Below are 17,472 nucleotides of genomic sequence, written 5' to 3' on the forward strand. Positions count from 1 at the left end.
GGTCAGGACTCCGTCCGGAACTCGCGGTCGTCCTCGCGGAGGTCGACTCCGCTGGCCTCGGCGTCGAGCATCTCCCCGATCAGGTCGACGAGCTCGGCGCCAGCCTCGACCGGCGGGAGCCCGCCGTCGTGGATGTTCGAGACGACCGACTTTTTGGCCGTCGCCGAGCCGCGCTCGGGGCCGTACACCAGATAGGCACTCAGGCTCTCGGCGGTCCGGAGTCCGGGTCGTTCGCCGATGAGGTTCACACAGCAGTCGGCTTCGAGCACCTCGCCGACGGCGTCCATTACGTCGACGCGACCGAACTCGACGAAGACGGGCGTGCCGACCGAGACACCGCGAGCCTCGAGCCCGTCGAGCAAGGCCGGCAGGAGCTGCGGGACGTTCGCCTCGACGGCGGACGAGGAGAGCCCGTCGCTGACCACGATCTGAACCTCGGGGCCGCGCTCGCAGTCGCGCTCGAGTCGCTCGAGGCTCTCGGCGTCGAGTTCCCGCCCGAGGTCGGGGCGGGCGAGATACTGGTCCGTGTCCGCGACCGTCGTTCGAAGTTCGATCAGTCCGAGGTCGTCGATCAGGTCGTCGCTCACCCGCGAGTGGACCGCGTCGCGGGCGACGCCGTGGTCGGCCCGAAACTCGAGTAACGCGTCGGTGGTCGGCCGCGGACCGGATCGGCCGACGCCGAGTCTGGTGGGGTTGCGGTCGGCGATGCGCCGGAGCACGTCCTCGTCTCCGCGATCGGCGTCGGCGTCGCGGCCGGCGTCGCGGCTGGCGGTCGGTTCGGGCGAGTCCGTATCGGAGTCTGGGTTCGAGTCGGAGGCCATGATTACGTGAAGATCGTCGGATCGCCCGCGCGTTCGGTGAGCCGGCCCTCGCGCCAGAGGTCCATCTCGTCGAGCCAGTCGCGAAAGGCGGGAGCCGGCTCGAGGTCGAACAGCTCCCAGAGCGCGGCCGCGTCGTGGTAGCTGTTGGACTGGTAGTTCAACATGACGTCGTCGCCCATCGGCACGGTAATAAAGTAGTTCGCCCCCGCCGCGGCCAGCAGGACGGCGAGGTTCTCGATATCGTTCTGATCGGCCCCCATGTGGTTCGTGTAGCAGGCGTCGATCCCCATCGGGATCCCGTGGAGCTGGCCCATGAACACGTCCTCGAGGCCGGCGCGGATCACCTGTCGGCCGTCGTAGAGGTACTCCGGACCGATGAAGCCGACGACCGTGTTGACCAGGAAGGGGTCGTAGCGCTTCGCGAGGCCGTAGCAGCGCGCCTCGAGGGTGAGCTGGTCGACGCCGTGATGGGCGTCGCCGGACAGTTCGGCGCCCTGGCCCGTCTCGAAGTACATGACGTTCGGTCCCGAGGAGACACAGCGACGTCCCGCGAGGTCGTGGGCCTCGTCGAGCAGGTCGACGTCGACGCCGAACTCGTCGTTGCCGGCCTCCGTGCCGGCGAGGCTCTGGAAGACGAGATCTGCGGGGGCGCCCTCCCGGATGGCGTCCATCTGAGTGGTAACGTGAGAGAGACAGCAGTTCTGGGTCGGCACGTCCCACTCTTCGATGAACTCGTGGGTCGCCTCAAGGATTCGCGTCGTGGTCTCGACGCTGTCCTGAACCGGGTTGATGCCGATAACGGCGTCGCCGACGCCGTAGGAGAGCCCCTCCCGCGTCGCGTCGATGATGTTCGAGACGTCGTCGGCGGGATCGTTGGGCTGCAGTCGAAACGAGAGGGTGCCGCGTTCGCCGACGGTCGCGTTGCAGCGTGCGGTAACCTCCATCCGCGAGGTAACCAGCGCCAGGTCGAGGTTCGACATGAGCTTCGTCACCGCGGCGATCATCTCGCTGGTCAGGCCGGGTCGGATCGCCGCAATCTCGCGTTCGCCCGTTCCGGTGGCGACGAGGTACTCCCGCAGGTCGGCGACGGTCCAGTCCTTGATCTCGTCGTAGATCGGCTCCCGGATCGCCTCCTGGATCACCCGCGTCACCTCGTCCTCGTCCGCGGGAACGACGGGGTTCTCCCGGAGCGTCTCGAGTCGCATTCCTGCGAGGGCTCGCTTGGCGGCGACCCGTTCGGCGTCCGAGTCGGCCGCGATTCCCGCCAGCTCGTCGCCGGTCTTGGGTTCGTTCGCCTTGGCCAGTACCTCGACGACGGAGTCGAATCGATCCCCCTCGTCGGGCGTCGTAGTTTTGACTGCCATCTGCTGTCGGACGGTAGGACGGGGAAGCTCTTCACCATTCGTCAAACGTTACCAAACTACGCTTGCTGCAATGAAAGCGACGGCGCGTTCGGCGCCCGACGATAGCCACGGTTTTCTTCGACGAACCGACACCACCGGTATGAAACGAGCGACGGTCTGGACGGTCGCGATCTTTCTGTTCGTCCTCGGGGACGCGATGGCGTTGCAGGCGAGGGGGCCGATCCTCTCGAGTCTGGAAGCGACGTTCGCGGTTTCGGAGGCCGAGCTCGGGCTGGTGGCGCCGGCCGGAACCGCGGGCTTCGCCGTCGCCGCCGTCGCGACGGGACTGCTCGCGGGGCGGCTCCGAATGCGGTGGGCACTGTTCGCGGGCGCCGCGGGCGTGATCTGTGCCCTGGTCGCGATGGCAGCCGCGCCCGTCTACGCCGTCTTCCTGCTCGCGTTGCTCGCTCAGGGCGGCGCCGCGGGCGTGTTCCGCGGCGTCGATCGAGCGGCCCTGAGCCACATCCACTCGGCCAACCGCGGGCGGGTGTACATCGCCTACGCGCTCGCCTGGGCCGTCGGCGCCGTGCTCGGACCGCAGCTGGTCACCGGCGTCCTCGCGGTCGCGGACTGGCGCGCCGTCTTCCTCGTTCTCGCGGCACTCTTCGTTCCGGTCGCGGTCGTCGCCGCCCGGACCGAACTTCCCTCGATGGAGGCCGAACGGTCGATCTCGATCGACGCGCTCCGCGCGCTGCTCGGCCGACCCGCCGTCGTCGGCGCCACCGTCGGAATCCTGTTTACCGGCGCCGTCGAGGGGATCGTCTTCACGTGGCTCGTCTACTACGCCGAGGGGTTCTACGGGACTGGAACGGCCAGCCTGCTGCTGTCGACGTACCTGCTCGCGTACATCCCCGCCCGGACGGGCTACACGCTGCTCGTGGATCGAGTCCCATACCTCCTGCTCATGCTGGTCGCGACCGTTCCGGCGATCCCGGCCTTCGCGATCGCGTTCTCCGGGATCACCGGTCCCGTCCTCTTCGCGGCCGTCTTCGTCGCCGGCGCCGGGCTCTCGAGTTGCTTCCCCGCGCTGTCGGCCTACGCCGTCGAGGCGGCACCCGAGTACAGCGGCCCGATCAACGCCCTCACGACCGGGGCAACGTACGTGGGAATCGCAATCTCGCCGGCCGTCGTCGGCGTCCTGGCCGAGGCGTACGGGCTGAGCCGGGCGATCTGGCTCGTAATCGGCTTTGCGGTACTGCTCTCGTCGACGATCGCGGCGACGTGGCTCTGGACGGGAACGCCGGAGGCGCCGACCGTCGACGCCGCCACCTGATAGCAGAAATGAGGCTCAGTCGTCTGCGGGTGGGGCACTCAGCTGGTCGTCGGCGACCGTCCCGTCGTCGTTCCAGCCCCGTTCTGCGTAGTACTCGTCGAGTGCGGCGTCGAAGTCCGGCAGCTCGTAGGGTAGGCTGTCGTCGTCCCGGTCGAAGCCGCGCTGGTTGTTGAAGTGGCGCTCGAGCGCGACGACCCGGCCGCCGACCTCCAGTAAGTCCTCGTAGTCGGCGTCGAGCAGGGTCGAAAGTCGATCCTCGTCGACGAAGTCCCGCGAGAACTTACAGAGGACGGCGCTGTCCTTGATCGCGTTGACGTTCTCGAGCTCGATCACCTTCGGCGGCTTGTCGTCGAGGCCCTCCTTCTCGAAGGCCTTCTCGGAGTCGACCAGCGGGTACTCGTAGGGGTAGAACTCGGCGTACATGTGGTCGGCGCCGCGGTTCGAGGTGGCGAAGGCGAGCCCCTGCCCGTTCAGCGTCCGGCCGTCGTGGGCGGGGAACTCGAGACCCTTGACCGACCAGTTCTCGACGCCGAGGTCCTCGTGGACGCGGTCGATCCCCTCCGCGAGGTCGTCGCCGACGCCCTCGCGATGGGCGATCTTCTCGACGAGGTCGTGGATCAGGTCGACGTTGCCGAACTCGTCCTCGCTCGCGAGGTACGCGGCGATCGTATCCCCACAGGAGATCGTGTCCAGTCCGTACTCGTCACAGAGCTTGTTCGACTGCATGACGTCGACGATGTCGTCGACCCCGGAGTTCGGTCCGAACGCCATCACGGTCTCGTACTCCGGTCCCTCGGTCTCGAGACCCGACTCCTCGTCTCTGGTGGGGAGCTTGCAGGCGAACGCACACGCCGAACAGGTCCCCTTCTTGTACTTCTTCTCCTCGACGCGGTCGCCGCTGACGCCCTCGGCGCCCTCGAAGGAGAGCTCCGAGAAGTACCGCGTCGGCAGCGCTTCGACGGTGTTCGCGAACTCCGTCATGGAGGAGGTCCCCTGTCGCTTCATGATGTGATCCGACTGGGCGGCCTCGCCGTGGACCTCCATCTGGATTGGGGGAATCTCGACCTCGTGGGTCGAGTCGCCGTCGAACGTCATCGCCTTGACGTTCTTCGATCCCAGGACGGCACCCAGTCCGCCGCGACCGAAGGCTCGCTCCTCGGAGGTCATGATCGAGGCGAACCGAACCTCGTTCTCGCCGCCGGGGCCGACGACGACGGTGTGGTCGGACTCGAGGCCGTGCTCGTCCTCGATGTACTCGCAGGTCTCGGAGACTTTCGCCTCCTCGAGCTCCGGTACGTCCTCGAACTCCACACCCTCGTCGGTGACGTGGACGATCACGAGCTCGTCGCTGGCGCCGGTGACCTCGACGGCGCTGTAGCCGGTGCCCGTGAAGTTCCGCGAGAGGAAGCCACCGGCGTTCGAGGAGAGCAATCCGCCGGTGAGCGGCGAGACGGCGGTCGCCGACATCCGCCCCGTGAAGCTCATCTGGGAGTGCTGAAGCGGCCCCGTCGCGAGGTAGAGCCGGTTGTCGGCGCCGAGAGGGTCGGCGTCGAAGGGGACCCGATCGTGGGCGAGTTTCGTCGCGAGCGCGCGCCCGCCGATGAACGACTCGAGGTCGTCGTCGACGTCCTCGATCGTCGAGGAACGCTCCTCGAGATCGATCGAGCACAGCGGTCCGTGAACGTGTTTCATACTGCGTAGGGTATCATCGATCACCACAAAACAGTTCGGTTCTCGTTCGCGGAGGGACGGGCGGCTGTACCGATATCGAGGCGCGGCTTCGATCGCGGAGGAGGCATCTACCGTTCCAGCGAGGTGCCGTCGGGGAGGTGTAGCTCGTCGTCCAGAACGACCTGCAGGCGATCCGTCGCGAACAGGCGATCGATCTGGTCGTGCGTGAACGTGCCGTCGCAGTCGTCGCCGACGAAGGTCACCCGTTCGGGCGTCCGTTCGACGACGGTCGCGAGCGCGCTGCCGTTCCGGTAGTGGTATCTGATCGTCGTTCCGAGGTGGAGGGTCTCGGCGGTCACGCCGAGGGAGGTTCCGTGTGGGACCATGTTCTGTTCAGATTCGAGTGAAACATAATTCTTGTGTACTAGTAGTTGCAATTATAATACTAGCTCGGGGTCAGATTCCCTCTTCGAAGTAACCGTCAGTGAAACAGTCCTCTCAGCCGTCCTCTACCCTAATATTCGGTAACAATACAGTCAACTGTATAGATACGATTCGGGCGAATTAGCTAAAGAGGCCGGTACCGAACCCACTGCTCGAGTTGTTTGAGGCGTTGGTCGGGCCCGAGGCGTTCTCGTCGCGGCCGTCGTCGGACGCATTCGGCGTCACCCCGTCGGCAGTCCCGTTGGACTCGTTCGCAGTGTCGTTATCCTCGTTCTCGAGGACCCCGTCGTCACTGGTTTCGTTGGGAGCCACGTCGTCGGTCTCGTTAGCGGAGACGTTCTGATCGGGTTCATCGCCAGCGGTTTCGTTTTCCGGGCCGCCGTCGTCACCGTTAGTGATCGTCTCGTTATCGTCGTCCCCGTTGACCACTGTGTCATCCTCACCGTTCTCGTCATCCGCGTCGTCCTCGTCGTCTATCTCGTCCTCATCGTCATCCGTGCCGTCGTCATCATCCTCGTCGTCCGCGTCGTCATCATTTCCCTCGTCGTCATCATCCTCGTCGTCCGCGTCGTCATCATTTCCCTCTTCGTCCTCCTCGCCGTCTTCGTCGTCTTCTCCATTTTCGTCACCTACGTCGTCGTCATCCTCTTCCTCGCCGCCTTCGTCATTTCCCTCTTCGTCCTCCTCGTCTTCGTCGTCTACGCCTTCACCGTCGTCCGCCTCGTCCTCATTTCCCTCTTCGTCCTCCTCGTCGGTGTCCTCCTCGTCTTCGTCGGCCTCTTCGTCCTCGTCTTCGTCGTCTACGCCCTCATCGTCGTCCGCCCCTCCATCATTTCCCGAATCGTCCTCCTCGTCGGTGTCATCGTCGTCATCTCCGTTTTCGTCGTCAGCCGGATCATCATCGTCGTCGGCTGATTCGCCGTCATCGATCGGCTCGTCGTCATCGTCGTCGTCAACTGGATCCTCGTCATCGTCGTCAACCGGCTCGTCGTCATCGTCGTCAACCGGCTCGTCGTCATCGTCGTCGTCAACTGGATCCTCGTCATCGTCGTCAACCGGCTCGTCGTCATCGTCGTCAACCGGCTCGTCGTCATCGTCGTCGTCAACTGGATCCTCGTCATCGTCGTCAACCGGCTCGTCGTCATCGTCGTCAACCGGCTCGTCGTCATCATCGTCAACCGGCTCGTCGTCATCGTCATCGTCGTCAACCGGCTCATCGTCATCATCGTCAGCTGGATCCTCGGCATCGTCGTCGTCAACTGGATCCTCGTCGTCATCGTCGTCAACCGGTTCGTCGTCATCGTCAATCGGATCGTCGTCGTCATCAACTGGATCCTCGTCATCGTCCGGCTCACCAGCATCGTCGTCCTCCTCTTCGGGCTCGTAGGACTCCTCGCCCGGATCGCCGATCTCGAGTTCGTACGACGCCGTTCCCTCGCAGTTGCTCAGCGGGAACGAGTAGACGGCGCTCTCGCCCGGTTCGGGGCTCGGCTCGTCGGCGAAGTGGATGCTCGCGAGTTCGTCGCCGTCCTCGTCGTAGACCCGCGCCTCCATGTCGACGGTGAGCTCCTCGTCGCCGACGTTCTCGAGTTCGACGTGGACGTTGCACTCGTCGCTCGGCGGCTCGTTCGCCCAGGTAAAGGTGTGACGCAGGGCCTCGAGGGAGTCGCTGGCGGCGCCGGAAATGATGACCTCGCCCTCGACCGACTGGTCCTCGTACTGGTCCTGTTCGTCCTCGGCCTCTTCGTCGTCGGCATCGTCGGCATCGTCACCGTCGTCGGCGTCGTCCCACTCCTCCGGTCCGTCGCCGTCTCTGGCCGACTCGTTGTCCGATTCGTCGTCCTCGTCGTCCTCGATGGCGCTACAGCCCGCCAGGATAGCCGAAAGTGATACCCCCGCAGCCGTACTGAACTCGCGCCGGTTTAGATCCATGTGACTCTCGTAGTGACCGCCCGCTGATTGGCTCTCGATACGCGTCCTCTGGGCAGAAGTTCGGAGCTCCCCCGTGTTTAGCTCGTCGGATCCGCCCGGAAGGGTTCAGCGTACTGATGTCACCGAGAGGTACTATTCCTTCTGCAAGCACTGTCAGCCGCTCAGGAAGAAACCGGACCGATCCGGTCCTCGCGGTCTGCCTCGTAGATCCGCTCGATCCGATCCTCGAAGCGGTCGAGGATGACCCGACGCTTCTTTTTCATCGTCGGCGTCAGCATGTCGTTCTCCTCGGTGAACTCCCGCGGGACGAGCTCGAACTGCTTGATCGTCTCGTGTTTCTCAAAGTTCTCGTTGACCTCGGCGACCGTCTCGCCGACGTACTCTCGGACGCGCTCGTCGTCGCACATCGCCTGCGGGTCCTCGGGGAGGTCGATCCCCTGCTCGTCGGCCCACTCGCGGACGTGGTCCGTGTTGGGGACGAGCAACGCGCCGACGAACTTCTCGCCGTCGCCGACGACCATACACTGCTCGACGACCTCGCTGGCCGCGAACGCGTCCTCGATCGGGCCGGGCGCGACGTTCTTGCCGGTCGAGAGGACGAGGATCTGCTTGACTCGATCGCGGAACTCGATGTAGTCGTCGGGACGGAGGTGGACGATGTCGCCGGTGCGGAACCAGCGGCTGCCGTCGTCGTCTTCGAGGAACGACTCCGTCGTCGCGCCCGGCTTGTTCCAGTACCCCTGGGTGACGTTCGGGCCGCTGACGAGCAGTTCGCCGACCTCGCCGGGATCGTCGAACGTCTCCCCCTCGACGAGCGAGTCGTCGATCCGGACGTCGACGCCGGGAAGCGGCGGCCCGATGGTTCCGATTTCGGGCGCCTCTGGCGGGTTGACCGAGACGACCGGAGCGGTCTCGGTGAGTCCGTACCCCTCGTAGATCGGCAGTCCCATCGCGTGGTACAGCGTACAGAGCTCCTTCGAGAGGCTCCCGCCGCCGCTGATCAGGAGCTCGATCTCGCCGCCCAGCGCCTCGCGGACGTTCGAGAAGACCAGTTTGTCCGCGAGCGACTGCTTCGCGCTGAGAACTGGGCCGGGGTCGTCGGTTTCCTGGTACTCGACGCCGACGTCGGTCGCCCACTCGAAGATCCGCTTTTTCGCCCCCGACTCGCTGGCCTGCTCGCGGATCGTGTCGTAGATCTTCTCGTAGACGCGGGGGACGCTGGTTGCCGTGTCCGGCTGTACCGTCCCGAAGTCCTCCTTGAGCGTGTCGGTGCTCTCCGCGTAGGCGACGCAGGCGCCGCTTGCAAACAGCAGGAAGTGTCCCGACGTGCGCTCGAAGACGTGTGCCAGCGGGAGATAGGAGACGGACTGAACGGTCTCGTCGATGACCGGTAATTCGTCGTCCTTGTCCGGCCGCGGGCCGTAGCGCTTGCGGACCTGGTTGACGTTCGACCGGAAGTTACCGTGGGTGAGCTGGACGCCCTTGGGCTGGCCCGTCGTCCCGCTCGTGTAGATCAGGCTGGCCAGGTCGTCCGTGTCGGGCGCGTCGAGCCACTCCTCGTAGCGCTCGAGGTCGAAGATATCCTCGCCGCGATCGTGAACCTCAGCGAGGGTTAGGACGTCGTCGCGATCGTCGTACCCCTCGAGGCGATCCATCGAGACGATGAACTCGAGGTCGAGGTCGTCCTCGACCTCGAGGACGCGCTCGACCAGCCGTTCGTTCTCGACGACGACGGCGGTGGCGTCGGGATCGTCGAGCAGGTACCGAACCTGGTCGGGCGAGGAGCTCTCGTAGACGGTCGTGATAACCGCGCCGGTAGAGAGCAGCGCGAAGTCGGTCTGGGCCCACTCCATGCGGGTGTCGGCGAAGATGCCGACGCGATCACCCTGCTCGACGCCGAGATCGCGAAACCCCGCCGCGAGGTTGCGGACGACGTTTCGCATCTGCGTGTAGGAGATCGCCCGGAACGCGTCGGGATCGGCAGGCTCGAGGACCGACTCGGTCAGCGATCGGTCGTAGATTCCGCCTTTGTACCGCTGTGCCGGCCGGTTCGGGTGGCGCTCGACGGCGTCGTCGAACAGCCGCCCGAGCGTCGTTTCACCGATGACCTCGTCCTCGTACTCTCGTTCGGCGTCCCGCCAGTGCATACACGTGAGACAGTACCTCCCGAGCGATAAAACGTGATGAAACTGAACGCATCTGTCACCGCGTTTATTCGTGAGCTGCAACGGTGATCGCGTCGAAAACGGGCAATCGGACGGTCCCGGTGATTAGTCCCGGTGGTCCAGGTAGCCGACGACGCCGCGAACGTTCATGCCGGCCTCGGCGCCGGCCTTGTGTTCGCCCCAGGCGTCGCCCAGATCCGACCTGGAGGCGAAGTGCTCGACGAGGGCCTCGTCGTCCTCGAGCTCCCCGCGCTTCGCTTCGACGGATCGGACCCACTCCTCGAGAACGCTCGCGTACTCCTCGAGGGCCGCCTCGGCGTCGTCGCCGACGTAGCGCGGCCCGAAGTGGGCGTAACAGAGAACGTCGGGATCGATCTCCTGGAGGGTTGCGACGTCCTCGAGACAGCGCTCGAGGTGGAAGTTCGACGGCGGCGAGGTCTCCCTGATCTCCTCGCGTTCGGGCACCCAGATCCCGGCCGCATCGGCGGTGAACACCGCGTTGTTCTCGGGATCCTCGAAGACGACCTGGTGGGGGGCGTGGCCGGGGGCCTCGTGGACTCGGAGCTCGTGGGTTCCGAGATCGATCGCGTCCCCGTCCTCGATCTCGACGATCCGATCCTCGGGGACCGGCTTCGGCTCGACGTAGTACTGCCACTGGTCGCCGACCGCGGCCTTCGTCCCCGCAACCAGCTTCGAGGGATCCGCGAGGTGGGAGGTGCCGATCGGGTGGACGTAGACGTCGGCGTTCGGGCACGCTTCGGCGAGGTAGCCCGCGCCGCCGGCGTGATCGAGGTGGATGTGCGTCACCGCGATCACCTCGAGGTCCTCGGGCGCGATGCCGATCTCCTCGAGGGCCGCGAGGATCCGCTCGTAGTTCGTCCCGATCCCCGTGTCGACGATCGCGGGTCGGTCGTCGTCTACGACGTAGACGGCGCCGTACCCGCTGGTCTCGTACATCCCCGTATCGACGTAGTAGAGGTCCGAACAGTCGCCGGCCGTGACCTGACGGACGTCACCGATTTCCATACCGGTAGGCCGTCGGCAGACGAAATAAAAGCTGGCGTCCCGGCCAGGCTACCGGTCGCGGCGATCCTTCCACTCGCCGATCCCCGAGGGATCGAGGTGGACGTGGGCGTCGCCGACGTCCTCGAGCCCGCGGAGGCTGGCGACTAGCTCCGACTCGACGTCGTGAGCCTGCCGGAACGGCATGTTGCCGTCGACCTCGACGTGGACCTCGACCTCGAGGACGGGGCCGTCGTAGAAGACGGTGAGGTCGTGGATCCCCTCGACGGCGGGGTGGTCCCGGAGGATCTCGGTCACCTCCGCCCGCTTCGTCGGGCCGGGCGAGGCGCCGACGAGGTAGCCGACGTTCTCGCGGCCGATCTCGACGCCCTGGTAGATGACGAGCAGGCTGACGAGCCCGCCGGCGATCGGATCGAGCAGCGGGAAGCCGAGCAGGACGCCGAGCACACCGACGACCGCGGCGAAGGAGGTGTAGATGTCGTTGAGGCAGTCCGTCGCCAGCGCCTCGAGGGCGGTCGAGCCGATCGCCTCGTTGATGTACTCGGTGTAGCGGTAGACCAGGTACATGTCCACGATCGCGAATGCGAGCGCGCCGAGCAACAGCGGGTGGAAGACGACGTCGACGCCGTGGACGACTCCCTGTGCGGACTCGTACAGTAGATTCAGGCCCAACAGGGCGATCACCGCACCGACGAACAGCGCCGTCAGCGGCTCGATGCGCTCGTGGCCGTGTGGGTGGGTGTCGTCGGGTTCGTCGAAGGAACTCCGGCCCCAGACGAGCACAACGACGCTTGCGACGAGATCCGCGATCGAGTGGGCCGCGTCGGCCACGAGCGCGACGCTCCCGAAGGCCAGTCCCACGGCGCCCTCGATGACGATCTTGACGGCGTTGCCGAGGACGTTCGCCCACGACGCACGCGTGAATCCGTCGCGGCCCGCCTCGTCGACCATACGCTGTTTAGAGACAGTCTAAACTTGGGTCTTTTCCTTCCCGACGGCATCGGTCGGGCTTTCGCAATCCTCATTTGGGTGGTGTGAGAACGGTCCGCTATCCGGGCGATGGGGCCCGCCTGCCACAACCGCCGGCGACTCGCTCACCGCGTTCGCGGTCGCGCGCTGCCCGCAGCCGCGTACCGCTTGCGCAACCGCTCGGTCCATCCGCGGGACCGACCGTACGACCGGCTGACGGTCCCTGCTATCAGTCAGCCATGAGAGATCACCCGCTCGTCCGACTCGAGACGCTCGCACTGATCGCGATCGGCGGATTCGCCGGCGCGAACCTCCGACTTTTCACGCTCGGAGTCCTCTCCGACGTCCTCGCCGTACTCGTCGTCAACGTCGTCGGGAGCTTCCTGCTCGGCTTCGTCGTCTACGAGGCCCAGTATACCGGCGTCGTCGACCGAAAGGCCAGGCTGGTGTTTACCACCGGCTTTCTCTCCTCGCTGACGACCTACAGCACGTTCGCGGTCCAGACCGCGATCGCCGCCGAGCCGTGGCTGCTCGTCGGCATCGTCGTCGCCAACTACGGGCTCGGCTTCACCGGCGTGCTCGTAGGACGGGAGCTCGCCCGCAAGGTCCGCGACTGGCGGCCGGCGGCAGCCGGCGGTGAGACGGCGTGATCGTGCTCGAGTTGCCGGCGTCGGCCCTCGCCGCCGTCCACATCATCGAGGACGGCGCCCTCGAGTTCGAGGCCGCCCACCTCGTCGGTATCGGCGGTGCGATCGGTGCCGTGCTGCGCTACGCCGTCTACGAGCAGCTCTCCGACGAGCGCTACCCGTGGCCGACGCTGGTCGTCAACGTCGTCGGGAGCTTCGTCTTCGGTGCGGCGACGTTCGCGGGTGCGGGCGAGTCGGTGATCCAGCTGGTCGGGATCGGCATCTGTGGCGCGTTCACTACGTTCTCGTCGTTCTCGGTCGAGACGGTCCAGCTCTACGAGCGCGGGGATCGAAAGCTCGCGGTTGCGAACGCTGTAGGGAACCTCGCACTCTCGCTCGCGGCGATCGGGTTCGCCTGGGTGCTCGTGACTGCGCTCTAGGCCTCGCGGTCGTTGATGACCGTGACCGGGACGGCGGCCCGCCGAACGACCGTCTCAGCTACGCTCCCCAGGAGGTACCTCGCGACGCCCTCGCGTCCGTGGCTGCCGACGACGATCCCGTCGACGCCGTGGTCGTCGGCGTACCGGACGATGGTCCGGGCCGGATCGCCCGCCTCGACGGCCGTTCCGACCGAGACGTCGTCCGGCAGCGCTTCCTCGAGGAACTCGAGGACGGTCTCGGCCCTCTCGCGCTCGGAGTTGTACTCGTCGCCGGCCGTGTAGCCCGGGTAGGCGCGCTGGCGGCTGTAGTCGGTCATCGGGTCGACGACGTACAGCAACGTTATAGTAACAACTGAAACTGTTTGCACACCGATCGCACAGCAGTCGTGCGATCGGATGCGCACTGACTTTCAGTGGCTACTATAGCTCGGCGTCGAGGAACTGCTCACTGGCGTCCTCGAGGGCGGCACGGGACGGACGGGAGCCGTCGGCGGGGACGAGAACGTGCTGGCTCACACGGAGAGTATTCGGTTCGGACTCCAAAGATGGGACCGACGGCAAAAGAACGCAGACGGTCCGCGTTCAGAGCAGTTCGGCCAGCAACACCGCCGCGAGCCCGAAGTAGATCAGGAGCGCGGTGATGTCCTTGACCGTCGTAATCAGTGGGTCCGACGCCGCAGCGGGGTCGAAGCCGAGCTTGTTCATGATCCAGGGGATCACGTAGCCGACGACCGAGGCGACGACACAGACCGAGACGAGGCCGACGAAGACGACCGTCGCCAGCTCGAGGGCGTACGGCTCGTCGATCTGCCAGACGTAGGCCGCACCGGCGCCGATAGTGCCGATAATGACGCCTATCAGCAGTCCGATCAGCCCCTCGCGGGCGAAGTGTCGCATGGCGTTCCGATCGTCGATGTGCCCCAGCGCGAGCCCGCGAACGAAGATCGTCGACGCCTGCGTGCCGACGTTGCCGCCCATGTCCATGATGACGGGAACGAAGAAGGCGAGCGCGACGACGGCCTCGAGGGTGTCCTCGTAGGCCTCGATCACGCCGCCGGCGAGCAACCCGCCCGCGAGCGCGACGATCAGCCACGGCAGTCGCAGCCTGAGGATACGGGGGATCGACGACTCGAGGATCGCCGAGCTGCGGGAGGTCTCGACGTCGGCGAACGAGAAGCCCGCGCTCTTGAGGATGTCCTCGGTCGCCTCCTCCTCGACGACCTCGATCATGTCCTCGGTTCGGAGGACGCCGACCAGGAAGCCGCCGTCGTCGATGACGGGCAACGCGGGGAAGTCCCGCTCGGCGATCTCGTCGGCCGCCATCTCGGGATCGGCGTCGGCGTTGATGGTTACCAGATCGGTCACCATGTGATCCTCGACGACGTCGTCTTCGGGCGCATTGAGCAGCTCTCGGAGGGACATGACGCCGACGAGCCGACCCGCGTTGTCGGTGACGTACAGGTAGTAAACGGTGGTTTCGTCGGAAACCGGTTCGAAATCGCGGAAGTCGTCGATGGCGTGGCCGACGAACGTCTCCTGGGTGACGGCCACGTACTCGTCGTCGGTCACCTCGCCCACGCGGTCGGCGTGGAACTCGAGGTTCTCAGCGGCCTCCATACACCTCACCCCGGACGTGGGAGCGAAGGACTCCCGCGAACTCGCCCTCGAGCAGGTCGACTACGAGTTCCTCGAGCGTGCGGCCACGCTCGCGGACGGTGTCGTCGATCGTCGTCTCGGCGCCGAACGGATTGCTGTGGTTGGTGTTCAGCATACGCCACCGTATCGTTAGAGGTGTCTAAAAGAGGTTTCGGGCTAGGTCTAAGGTTGAAATATATTCCCACGAGATCCGAACGCATACCCGCCCCGTGGATATTTCACACACCGATACCCCGGACGGCGGATCGCCGTCGAACCCCGCCTGCTTGCTATTACTTCCCGATACGTTTAACAGTCGACTACGAAAGATACTGCTATGAGCGTACGGGAGGAGTTCTGGTCGATCTACCGCGAGGCGCTGCCCATCCTGCTGGTCGCCCTCGGCGGCGGCCTGTTCGCCGGGCTGGTGCTCGAAGGGATGGTCGAAAGCGTCGAACGGTTTCCGGGACTGCTGGTGATGATTCCCGTCTTCCTGGCCACGCGGGGCAACGTCTACGGCGCGCTGGGCGGACGGATCTCGAGCGGGCTCCATCAGGGGCTGATCGAACCAAAGTTCGAACGCGATCAGCGACTCGTCAACGCCGTCACAGCCTCCTTCATCAACGGGATCGGAATCTCGCTCGTGATCGGCGTCATCACCTGGATCGCACTACTGATCCTGGGCTGGGAGGTCGCCGCGCTGTACGAGCTGGTCGGGATCATGCTGATCGCCGGTGTGCTGACCTCGGTCGTGCTCATCTTCGGCCTGCTGGCGTTGATCTTCGCGGGCTTCAAGTACGGCTACGACCCCGACAACCTCGTCGGCCCAATCGTGACGACGCTCGGTGATATCTTCGGGATGCTGTTCATGCTGTTCGCGATCGGGCTCGTGGAGGTGCTCGTCTGATGGTCGTTCCGCAGGGCTCGCTCGGAAGCTGGGAGGTTCGCAGCATCGTCGGTAACATGTTCCCGCTTTTGATCGTCCTCTGCGTGATCGTCCTCTGGGCGGGGATCACCCTCGAGGAGGCCGAAGAGATGCTCGAGCAGTACGGCATCCTCGCGATCATGGTGCCGACGATGGTCGACATGGGCGGCAACCTCGGCGCGATCCTGAGCTCGCGGCTCTCGACGCGACTCCACCTGGGGACGACCGAGTTCGACCCCAGGGATCGGGAGCTGTGGGCGAACGTCGGTGCGGTGCTCGCGCTCGCGGCGACGATCTTTACCGCACTCGCGTTCGGCGCCTACCTGCTCGGCGGGCTCATCGGCTCGACGCTTCCACTCACGACGCTGCTGACGATCTCGCTGGTCAGCGGAATGTCCGTCGCCGTCATCGCAGTCCTGTTCAGCTTCGCGACGACGTATGCCTCCTACCGGCTGGGCGTCGACCCCGACGACACGACGATCCCGGTCGTCACGAACGTCGTCGACGTCTTCGGGATGGTCATCTTCATCGGCGTCTCGGCGCTCGTACTGGGGTTCTGAGCCCCCGTATCGAACTCGAGACGATCCCGCCGAATCGGGCGATATTCGACGAGAGCGGGCGCGTGTGCCGTCCGTCCGTCGAGCGTCTGACTGAACTTCAAGTGTCACCGTGTGGGGGTTGTGTGCATGGAAGTCGAACCGGTTCGCACCGAACGACCGCCACGAGACCTCCTCCGAAACGCGTCCGGACCGGGGCGAACGGGCCGATGAGCTGGCTCGTCCGCGCGTTCCGAACGCGGGAACGACGACACGCGACCGTTCCGCTGGCGCTGGCGGTTATCGTCGCCGTGCTCGGCGCCCTGCTGTACCTCGAGCTCGTCACGGTGTTGCTCGAGCACGCCGGCTGACCGGAACTACCGGAGCCCGAACTACTCCGGTCCTCGAGACAGGTCTCCGAACGCCTCCGCGGCCGTCCGGGTCCCCTTCGAGATGAGCACGTCGCCGCCGTTGACTTCCGCGTCGGCGTCCCCGACCAGTAACCAGCCCTCGTCGGGCCGACGGATGGCAATCACCGACATCGTCGTCTCCGTATCGGGGACGCCCGCGTCGATCGCCGTCCCGTCGAGATCGCTGCCCGGCTCGACCTCGATCCGGGTGATGATCTCGTCGCTCTCCTCGACGGCCATTCTGACGACGGGATGGACCTCGATATCCCGGAACACGCCCTCGCTGAGATCGATCGCGGCGTCGCTGATAACCTCCGTGCTGGTGCCGAGGCGGATCAGTCCCCGCAGCGAAACCGGGTCGGGGGCGTCGGCCGCCGCTCGGAGCGTCCAGGCCTCGAAGCGGGACTGCATCGCATCGACCTCGACCTCGAGGTTCCGAACCTCCTCGGCGAGCGCCTCGCTGTCGAACAGGACGCTGCTGTAGGCCAGATCGATCGCCAGCTCCGAGAGGTTCTTCATGTGGATGATCGTGTCCACGGCCCGCTCGAGGTCGTCGATGTCCGGCGTTTCGATCTCAGGGACCTCGTAGGCCGCCCCCGTCAGCGTCTCGTACACCTCCTCGATCGCCGTATCGGGGCCGCGGAGGAAGGCGACGTCGTCGGGCGCGACCGCCGTCGTCGGACCGGGGTTGAGCAGCCACTCCTCCCCGCGCCGGAGCGCGATCACGCGGACGCCGGTTTCGGACTCGAGGTCGATACTCTCGAGTGTCCGATCGGCGTACGAGGAGTTCGCGTCGACGACGCCCCGGACCAACACGCCGGCGGCCTCGGGGAGCGCCGCGCGCATCGCCTCGGGCAGCCCCATCTCCTCTAAGACGATCTTCGCGATGTCGCCGGCCGCGTCGCTGATCGTCCCCGTTGCGGCGACGATCCCCAGCACCGGCGCGAGCTGTTCGGCGTCGGAGGGGTTTCGGGAGGCCATCAACAGCCCCATTCGGGCGCGCATCTCGAGGACGTCCATCTGACGCTCGAGGCGGAGCACCTCCCGGGCGAGGTCCTCGTTGCGGTGGAGGACGGCGGAGTAAGAGAGATCGATCAACAGTTCCGCGGTATCTTTCATCTCGACGAGTACGTCCTTGACGCTGACGGGCTCGTACTCGATCGACACCGGCGACGGCTCGTCCTCGAACGGATCCATGT

The 17,472-nt window shown here is 65.7% G+C and carries 17 protein-coding genes and 1 pseudogene; 6 read left to right on the plus strand and 12 right to left on the minus strand.

The genetic code is table 11. The features are described 5' to 3' along the window. Positions 1 to 2: 2 nt before the first annotated feature. Positions 3 to 821, minus strand: coding sequence for an ethanolamine ammonia-lyase subunit EutC (eutC, locus tag ACFEMD_RS08440; protein ID WP_394740595.1), 819 nt, complete (start codon positions 819 to 821; stop codon positions 3 to 5). Positions 822 to 823: 2 nt separating this feature from the next. Next, positions 824 to 2,185 carry an ethanolamine ammonia-lyase subunit EutB gene (locus tag ACFEMD_RS08445; protein WP_394740596.1) on the minus strand — a complete coding sequence of 454 codons (1,362 nt, stop codon included), beginning with the start codon at positions 2,183 to 2,185 and terminating at the stop codon, positions 824 to 826. A gap of 139 nt (positions 2,186 to 2,324) precedes the next feature. Here ACFEMD_RS08445 and ACFEMD_RS08450 point away from each other — a divergent pair, with 139 nt between their 5' ends. After that, positions 2,325 to 3,497: an MFS transporter gene (locus tag ACFEMD_RS08450; RefSeq protein WP_394740597.1), complete on the plus strand. Its 1,173-nt coding sequence runs from the start codon at positions 2,325 to 2,327 to the stop codon at positions 3,495 to 3,497. Between the two features lie 15 nt (positions 3,498 to 3,512). On the opposite strand, the gene ACFEMD_RS08455 is transcribed toward ACFEMD_RS08450, so the two are convergent. From ACFEMD_RS08455 to ACFEMD_RS08480, 6 genes are all read right to left on the minus strand, one after another. Continuing rightward, positions 3,513 to 5,189, minus strand: coding sequence for an aldehyde ferredoxin oxidoreductase family protein (locus tag ACFEMD_RS08455; protein WP_394740598.1), 1,677 nt, complete (start codon positions 5,187 to 5,189; stop codon positions 3,513 to 3,515). 107 nt (positions 5,190 to 5,296) lie between these two features. Beyond that, positions 5,297 to 5,554 carry a hypothetical protein gene (locus ACFEMD_RS08460; protein WP_005554509.1) on the minus strand — a complete coding sequence of 86 codons (258 nt, stop codon included), beginning with the start codon at positions 5,552 to 5,554 and terminating at the stop codon, positions 5,297 to 5,299. A 178-nt stretch (positions 5,555 to 5,732) separates the two neighbouring features. Then, positions 5,733 to 7,544: a hypothetical protein gene (locus ACFEMD_RS08465; RefSeq protein WP_394740599.1), complete on the minus strand. Its 1,812-nt coding sequence runs from the start codon at positions 7,542 to 7,544 to the stop codon at positions 5,733 to 5,735. Positions 7,545 to 7,705: 161 nt separating this feature from the next. Next, a complete protein-coding gene (locus ACFEMD_RS08470; protein ID WP_394740600.1) occupies positions 7,706 to 9,691 on the minus strand; it encodes an AMP-dependent synthetase/ligase in 1,986 nt (661 codons plus the stop codon). 123 nt (positions 9,692 to 9,814) lie between these two features. Next, positions 9,815 to 10,735 carry an MBL fold metallo-hydrolase gene (locus ACFEMD_RS08475; RefSeq protein WP_394740601.1) on the minus strand — a complete coding sequence of 307 codons (921 nt, stop codon included), beginning with the start codon at positions 10,733 to 10,735 and terminating at the stop codon, positions 9,815 to 9,817. Between the two features lie 48 nt (positions 10,736 to 10,783). Beyond that, the gene (locus tag ACFEMD_RS08480) at positions 10,784 to 11,683 is read right to left on the minus strand and encodes a cation diffusion facilitator family transporter (protein ID WP_394740602.1); all 900 of its coding nucleotides are present in this window, start codon (positions 11,681 to 11,683) and stop codon (positions 10,784 to 10,786) included. A 257-nt stretch (positions 11,684 to 11,940) separates the two neighbouring features. On the opposite strand from ACFEMD_RS08480, the gene ACFEMD_RS08485 reads away from it, so the two are divergent. Beyond that, complete coding sequence (locus tag ACFEMD_RS08485) at positions 11,941 to 12,351, plus strand: CrcB family protein (RefSeq protein ID WP_394740603.1); 411 nt, start codon at positions 11,941 to 11,943, stop codon at positions 12,349 to 12,351. Positions 12,352 to 12,362: 11 nt separating this feature from the next. Further along, positions 12,363 to 12,767, plus strand: a complete 405-nt coding sequence (crcB, locus tag ACFEMD_RS08490) for a fluoride efflux transporter CrcB (protein ID WP_394741047.1) — start codon at positions 12,363 to 12,365, stop codon at positions 12,765 to 12,767. Here the strand turns inward: crcB and ACFEMD_RS08495 are convergent. From ACFEMD_RS08495 to ACFEMD_RS08505, 3 genes and pseudogenes are all read right to left on the minus strand, one after another. After that, a pseudogene (locus ACFEMD_RS08495) lies at positions 12,764 to 13,283 on the minus strand (universal stress protein). The gene crcB and the pseudogene ACFEMD_RS08495 overlap by 4 nt on opposite strands. 66 nt (positions 13,284 to 13,349) lie before the next feature. Further along, positions 13,350 to 14,384, minus strand: a complete 1,035-nt coding sequence (mgtE, locus tag ACFEMD_RS08500) for a magnesium transporter (protein WP_394740604.1) — start codon at positions 14,382 to 14,384, stop codon at positions 13,350 to 13,352. Next, complete coding sequence (locus ACFEMD_RS08505) at positions 14,371 to 14,538, minus strand: hypothetical protein (RefSeq protein WP_394740605.1); 168 nt, start codon at positions 14,536 to 14,538, stop codon at positions 14,371 to 14,373. The genes mgtE and ACFEMD_RS08505 overlap by 14 nt, the downstream gene beginning before the upstream one ends. 201 nt (positions 14,539 to 14,739) lie before the next feature. Here ACFEMD_RS08505 and ACFEMD_RS08510 point away from each other — a divergent pair, with 201 nt between their 5' ends. The 3 genes from ACFEMD_RS08510 to ACFEMD_RS08520 all read left to right on the plus strand — a co-directional run bounded on the left by ACFEMD_RS08510 (position 14,740) and on the right by ACFEMD_RS08520 (position 16,234). Beyond that, entirely contained in the window at positions 14,740 to 15,309 is a 570-nt protein-coding gene (locus ACFEMD_RS08510) for a magnesium transporter (RefSeq protein ID WP_394740606.1), read from the plus strand. Beyond that, positions 15,309 to 15,887, plus strand: a complete 579-nt coding sequence (locus ACFEMD_RS08515; protein ID WP_394740607.1) for a magnesium transporter — start codon at positions 15,309 to 15,311, stop codon at positions 15,885 to 15,887. Before ACFEMD_RS08510 ends, ACFEMD_RS08515 begins: the two co-directional genes overlap by 1 nt. A gap of 206 nt (positions 15,888 to 16,093) precedes the next feature. Continuing rightward, the gene (locus tag ACFEMD_RS08520) at positions 16,094 to 16,234 is read left to right on the plus strand and encodes a hypothetical protein (RefSeq protein ID WP_005554523.1); all 141 of its coding nucleotides are present in this window, start codon (positions 16,094 to 16,096) and stop codon (positions 16,232 to 16,234) included. Positions 16,235 to 16,255: 21 nt separating this feature from the next. On the opposite strand, the gene ACFEMD_RS08525 is transcribed toward ACFEMD_RS08520, so the two are convergent. Continuing rightward, positions 16,256 to 17,470, minus strand: coding sequence for a potassium channel family protein (locus ACFEMD_RS08525; protein WP_394740608.1), 1,215 nt, complete (start codon positions 17,468 to 17,470; stop codon positions 16,256 to 16,258). Positions 17,471 to 17,472: the final 2 nt, after the last annotated feature.

The sequence above is a fragment of the Natronococcus roseus genome (assembly GCF_043677095.1).
Classification (GTDB): Archaea; Halobacteriota; Halobacteria; order Halobacteriales; family Natrialbaceae; genus Natronococcus; species Natronococcus roseus.

What these genes read in the sequence shown, in the direction of transcription:
- mgtE (WP_394740604.1), bottom strand. Translation starts at nt 14,384, where the DNA reads ATGGAGGCCGCTGAGAACCTCGAGTTCCACGCCGACCGCGTGGGCGAG.
- ACFEMD_RS08475 (WP_394740601.1), bottom strand. Translation starts at nt 10,735, where the DNA reads ATGGAAATCGGTGACGTCCGTCAGGTCACGGCCGGCGACTGTTCGGAC.
- ACFEMD_RS08455 (WP_394740598.1), bottom strand. Translation starts at nt 5,189, where the DNA reads ATGAAACACGTTCACGGACCGCTGTGCTCGATCGATCTCGAGGAGCGT.
- ACFEMD_RS08525 (WP_394740608.1), bottom strand. Translation starts at nt 17,470, where the DNA reads ATGGATCCGTTCGAGGACGAGCCGTCGCCGGTGTCGATCGAGTACGAG.
- ACFEMD_RS08485 (WP_394740603.1), top strand. Translation starts at nt 11,941, where the DNA reads ATGAGAGATCACCCGCTCGTCCGACTCGAGACGCTCGCACTGATCGCG.
- ACFEMD_RS08445 (WP_394740596.1), bottom strand. Translation starts at nt 2,185, where the DNA reads ATGGCAGTCAAAACTACGACGCCCGACGAGGGGGATCGATTCGACTCC.
- ACFEMD_RS08465 (WP_394740599.1), bottom strand. Translation starts at nt 7,544, where the DNA reads ATGGATCTAAACCGGCGCGAGTTCAGTACGGCTGCGGGGGTATCACTT.
- ACFEMD_RS08480 (WP_394740602.1), bottom strand. Translation starts at nt 11,683, where the DNA reads ATGGTCGACGAGGCGGGCCGCGACGGATTCACGCGTGCGTCGTGGGCG.
- ACFEMD_RS08450 (WP_394740597.1), top strand. Translation starts at nt 2,325, where the DNA reads ATGAAACGAGCGACGGTCTGGACGGTCGCGATCTTTCTGTTCGTCCTC.
- ACFEMD_RS08470 (WP_394740600.1), bottom strand. Translation starts at nt 9,691, where the DNA reads ATGCACTGGCGGGACGCCGAACGAGAGTACGAGGACGAGGTCATCGGT.
- ACFEMD_RS08460 (WP_005554509.1), bottom strand. Translation starts at nt 5,554, where the DNA reads ATGGTCCCACACGGAACCTCCCTCGGCGTGACCGCCGAGACCCTCCAC.
- ACFEMD_RS08520 (WP_005554523.1), top strand. Translation starts at nt 16,094, where the DNA reads ATGAGCTGGCTCGTCCGCGCGTTCCGAACGCGGGAACGACGACACGCG.
- ACFEMD_RS08505 (WP_394740605.1), bottom strand. Translation starts at nt 14,538, where the DNA reads ATGCTGAACACCAACCACAGCAATCCGTTCGGCGCCGAGACGACGATC.
- eutC (WP_394740595.1), bottom strand. Translation starts at nt 821, where the DNA reads ATGGCCTCCGACTCGAACCCAGACTCCGATACGGACTCGCCCGAACCG.
- ACFEMD_RS08515 (WP_394740607.1), top strand. Translation starts at nt 15,309, where the DNA reads ATGGTCGTTCCGCAGGGCTCGCTCGGAAGCTGGGAGGTTCGCAGCATC.
- ACFEMD_RS08510 (WP_394740606.1), top strand. Translation starts at nt 14,740, where the DNA reads ATGAGCGTACGGGAGGAGTTCTGGTCGATCTACCGCGAGGCGCTGCCC.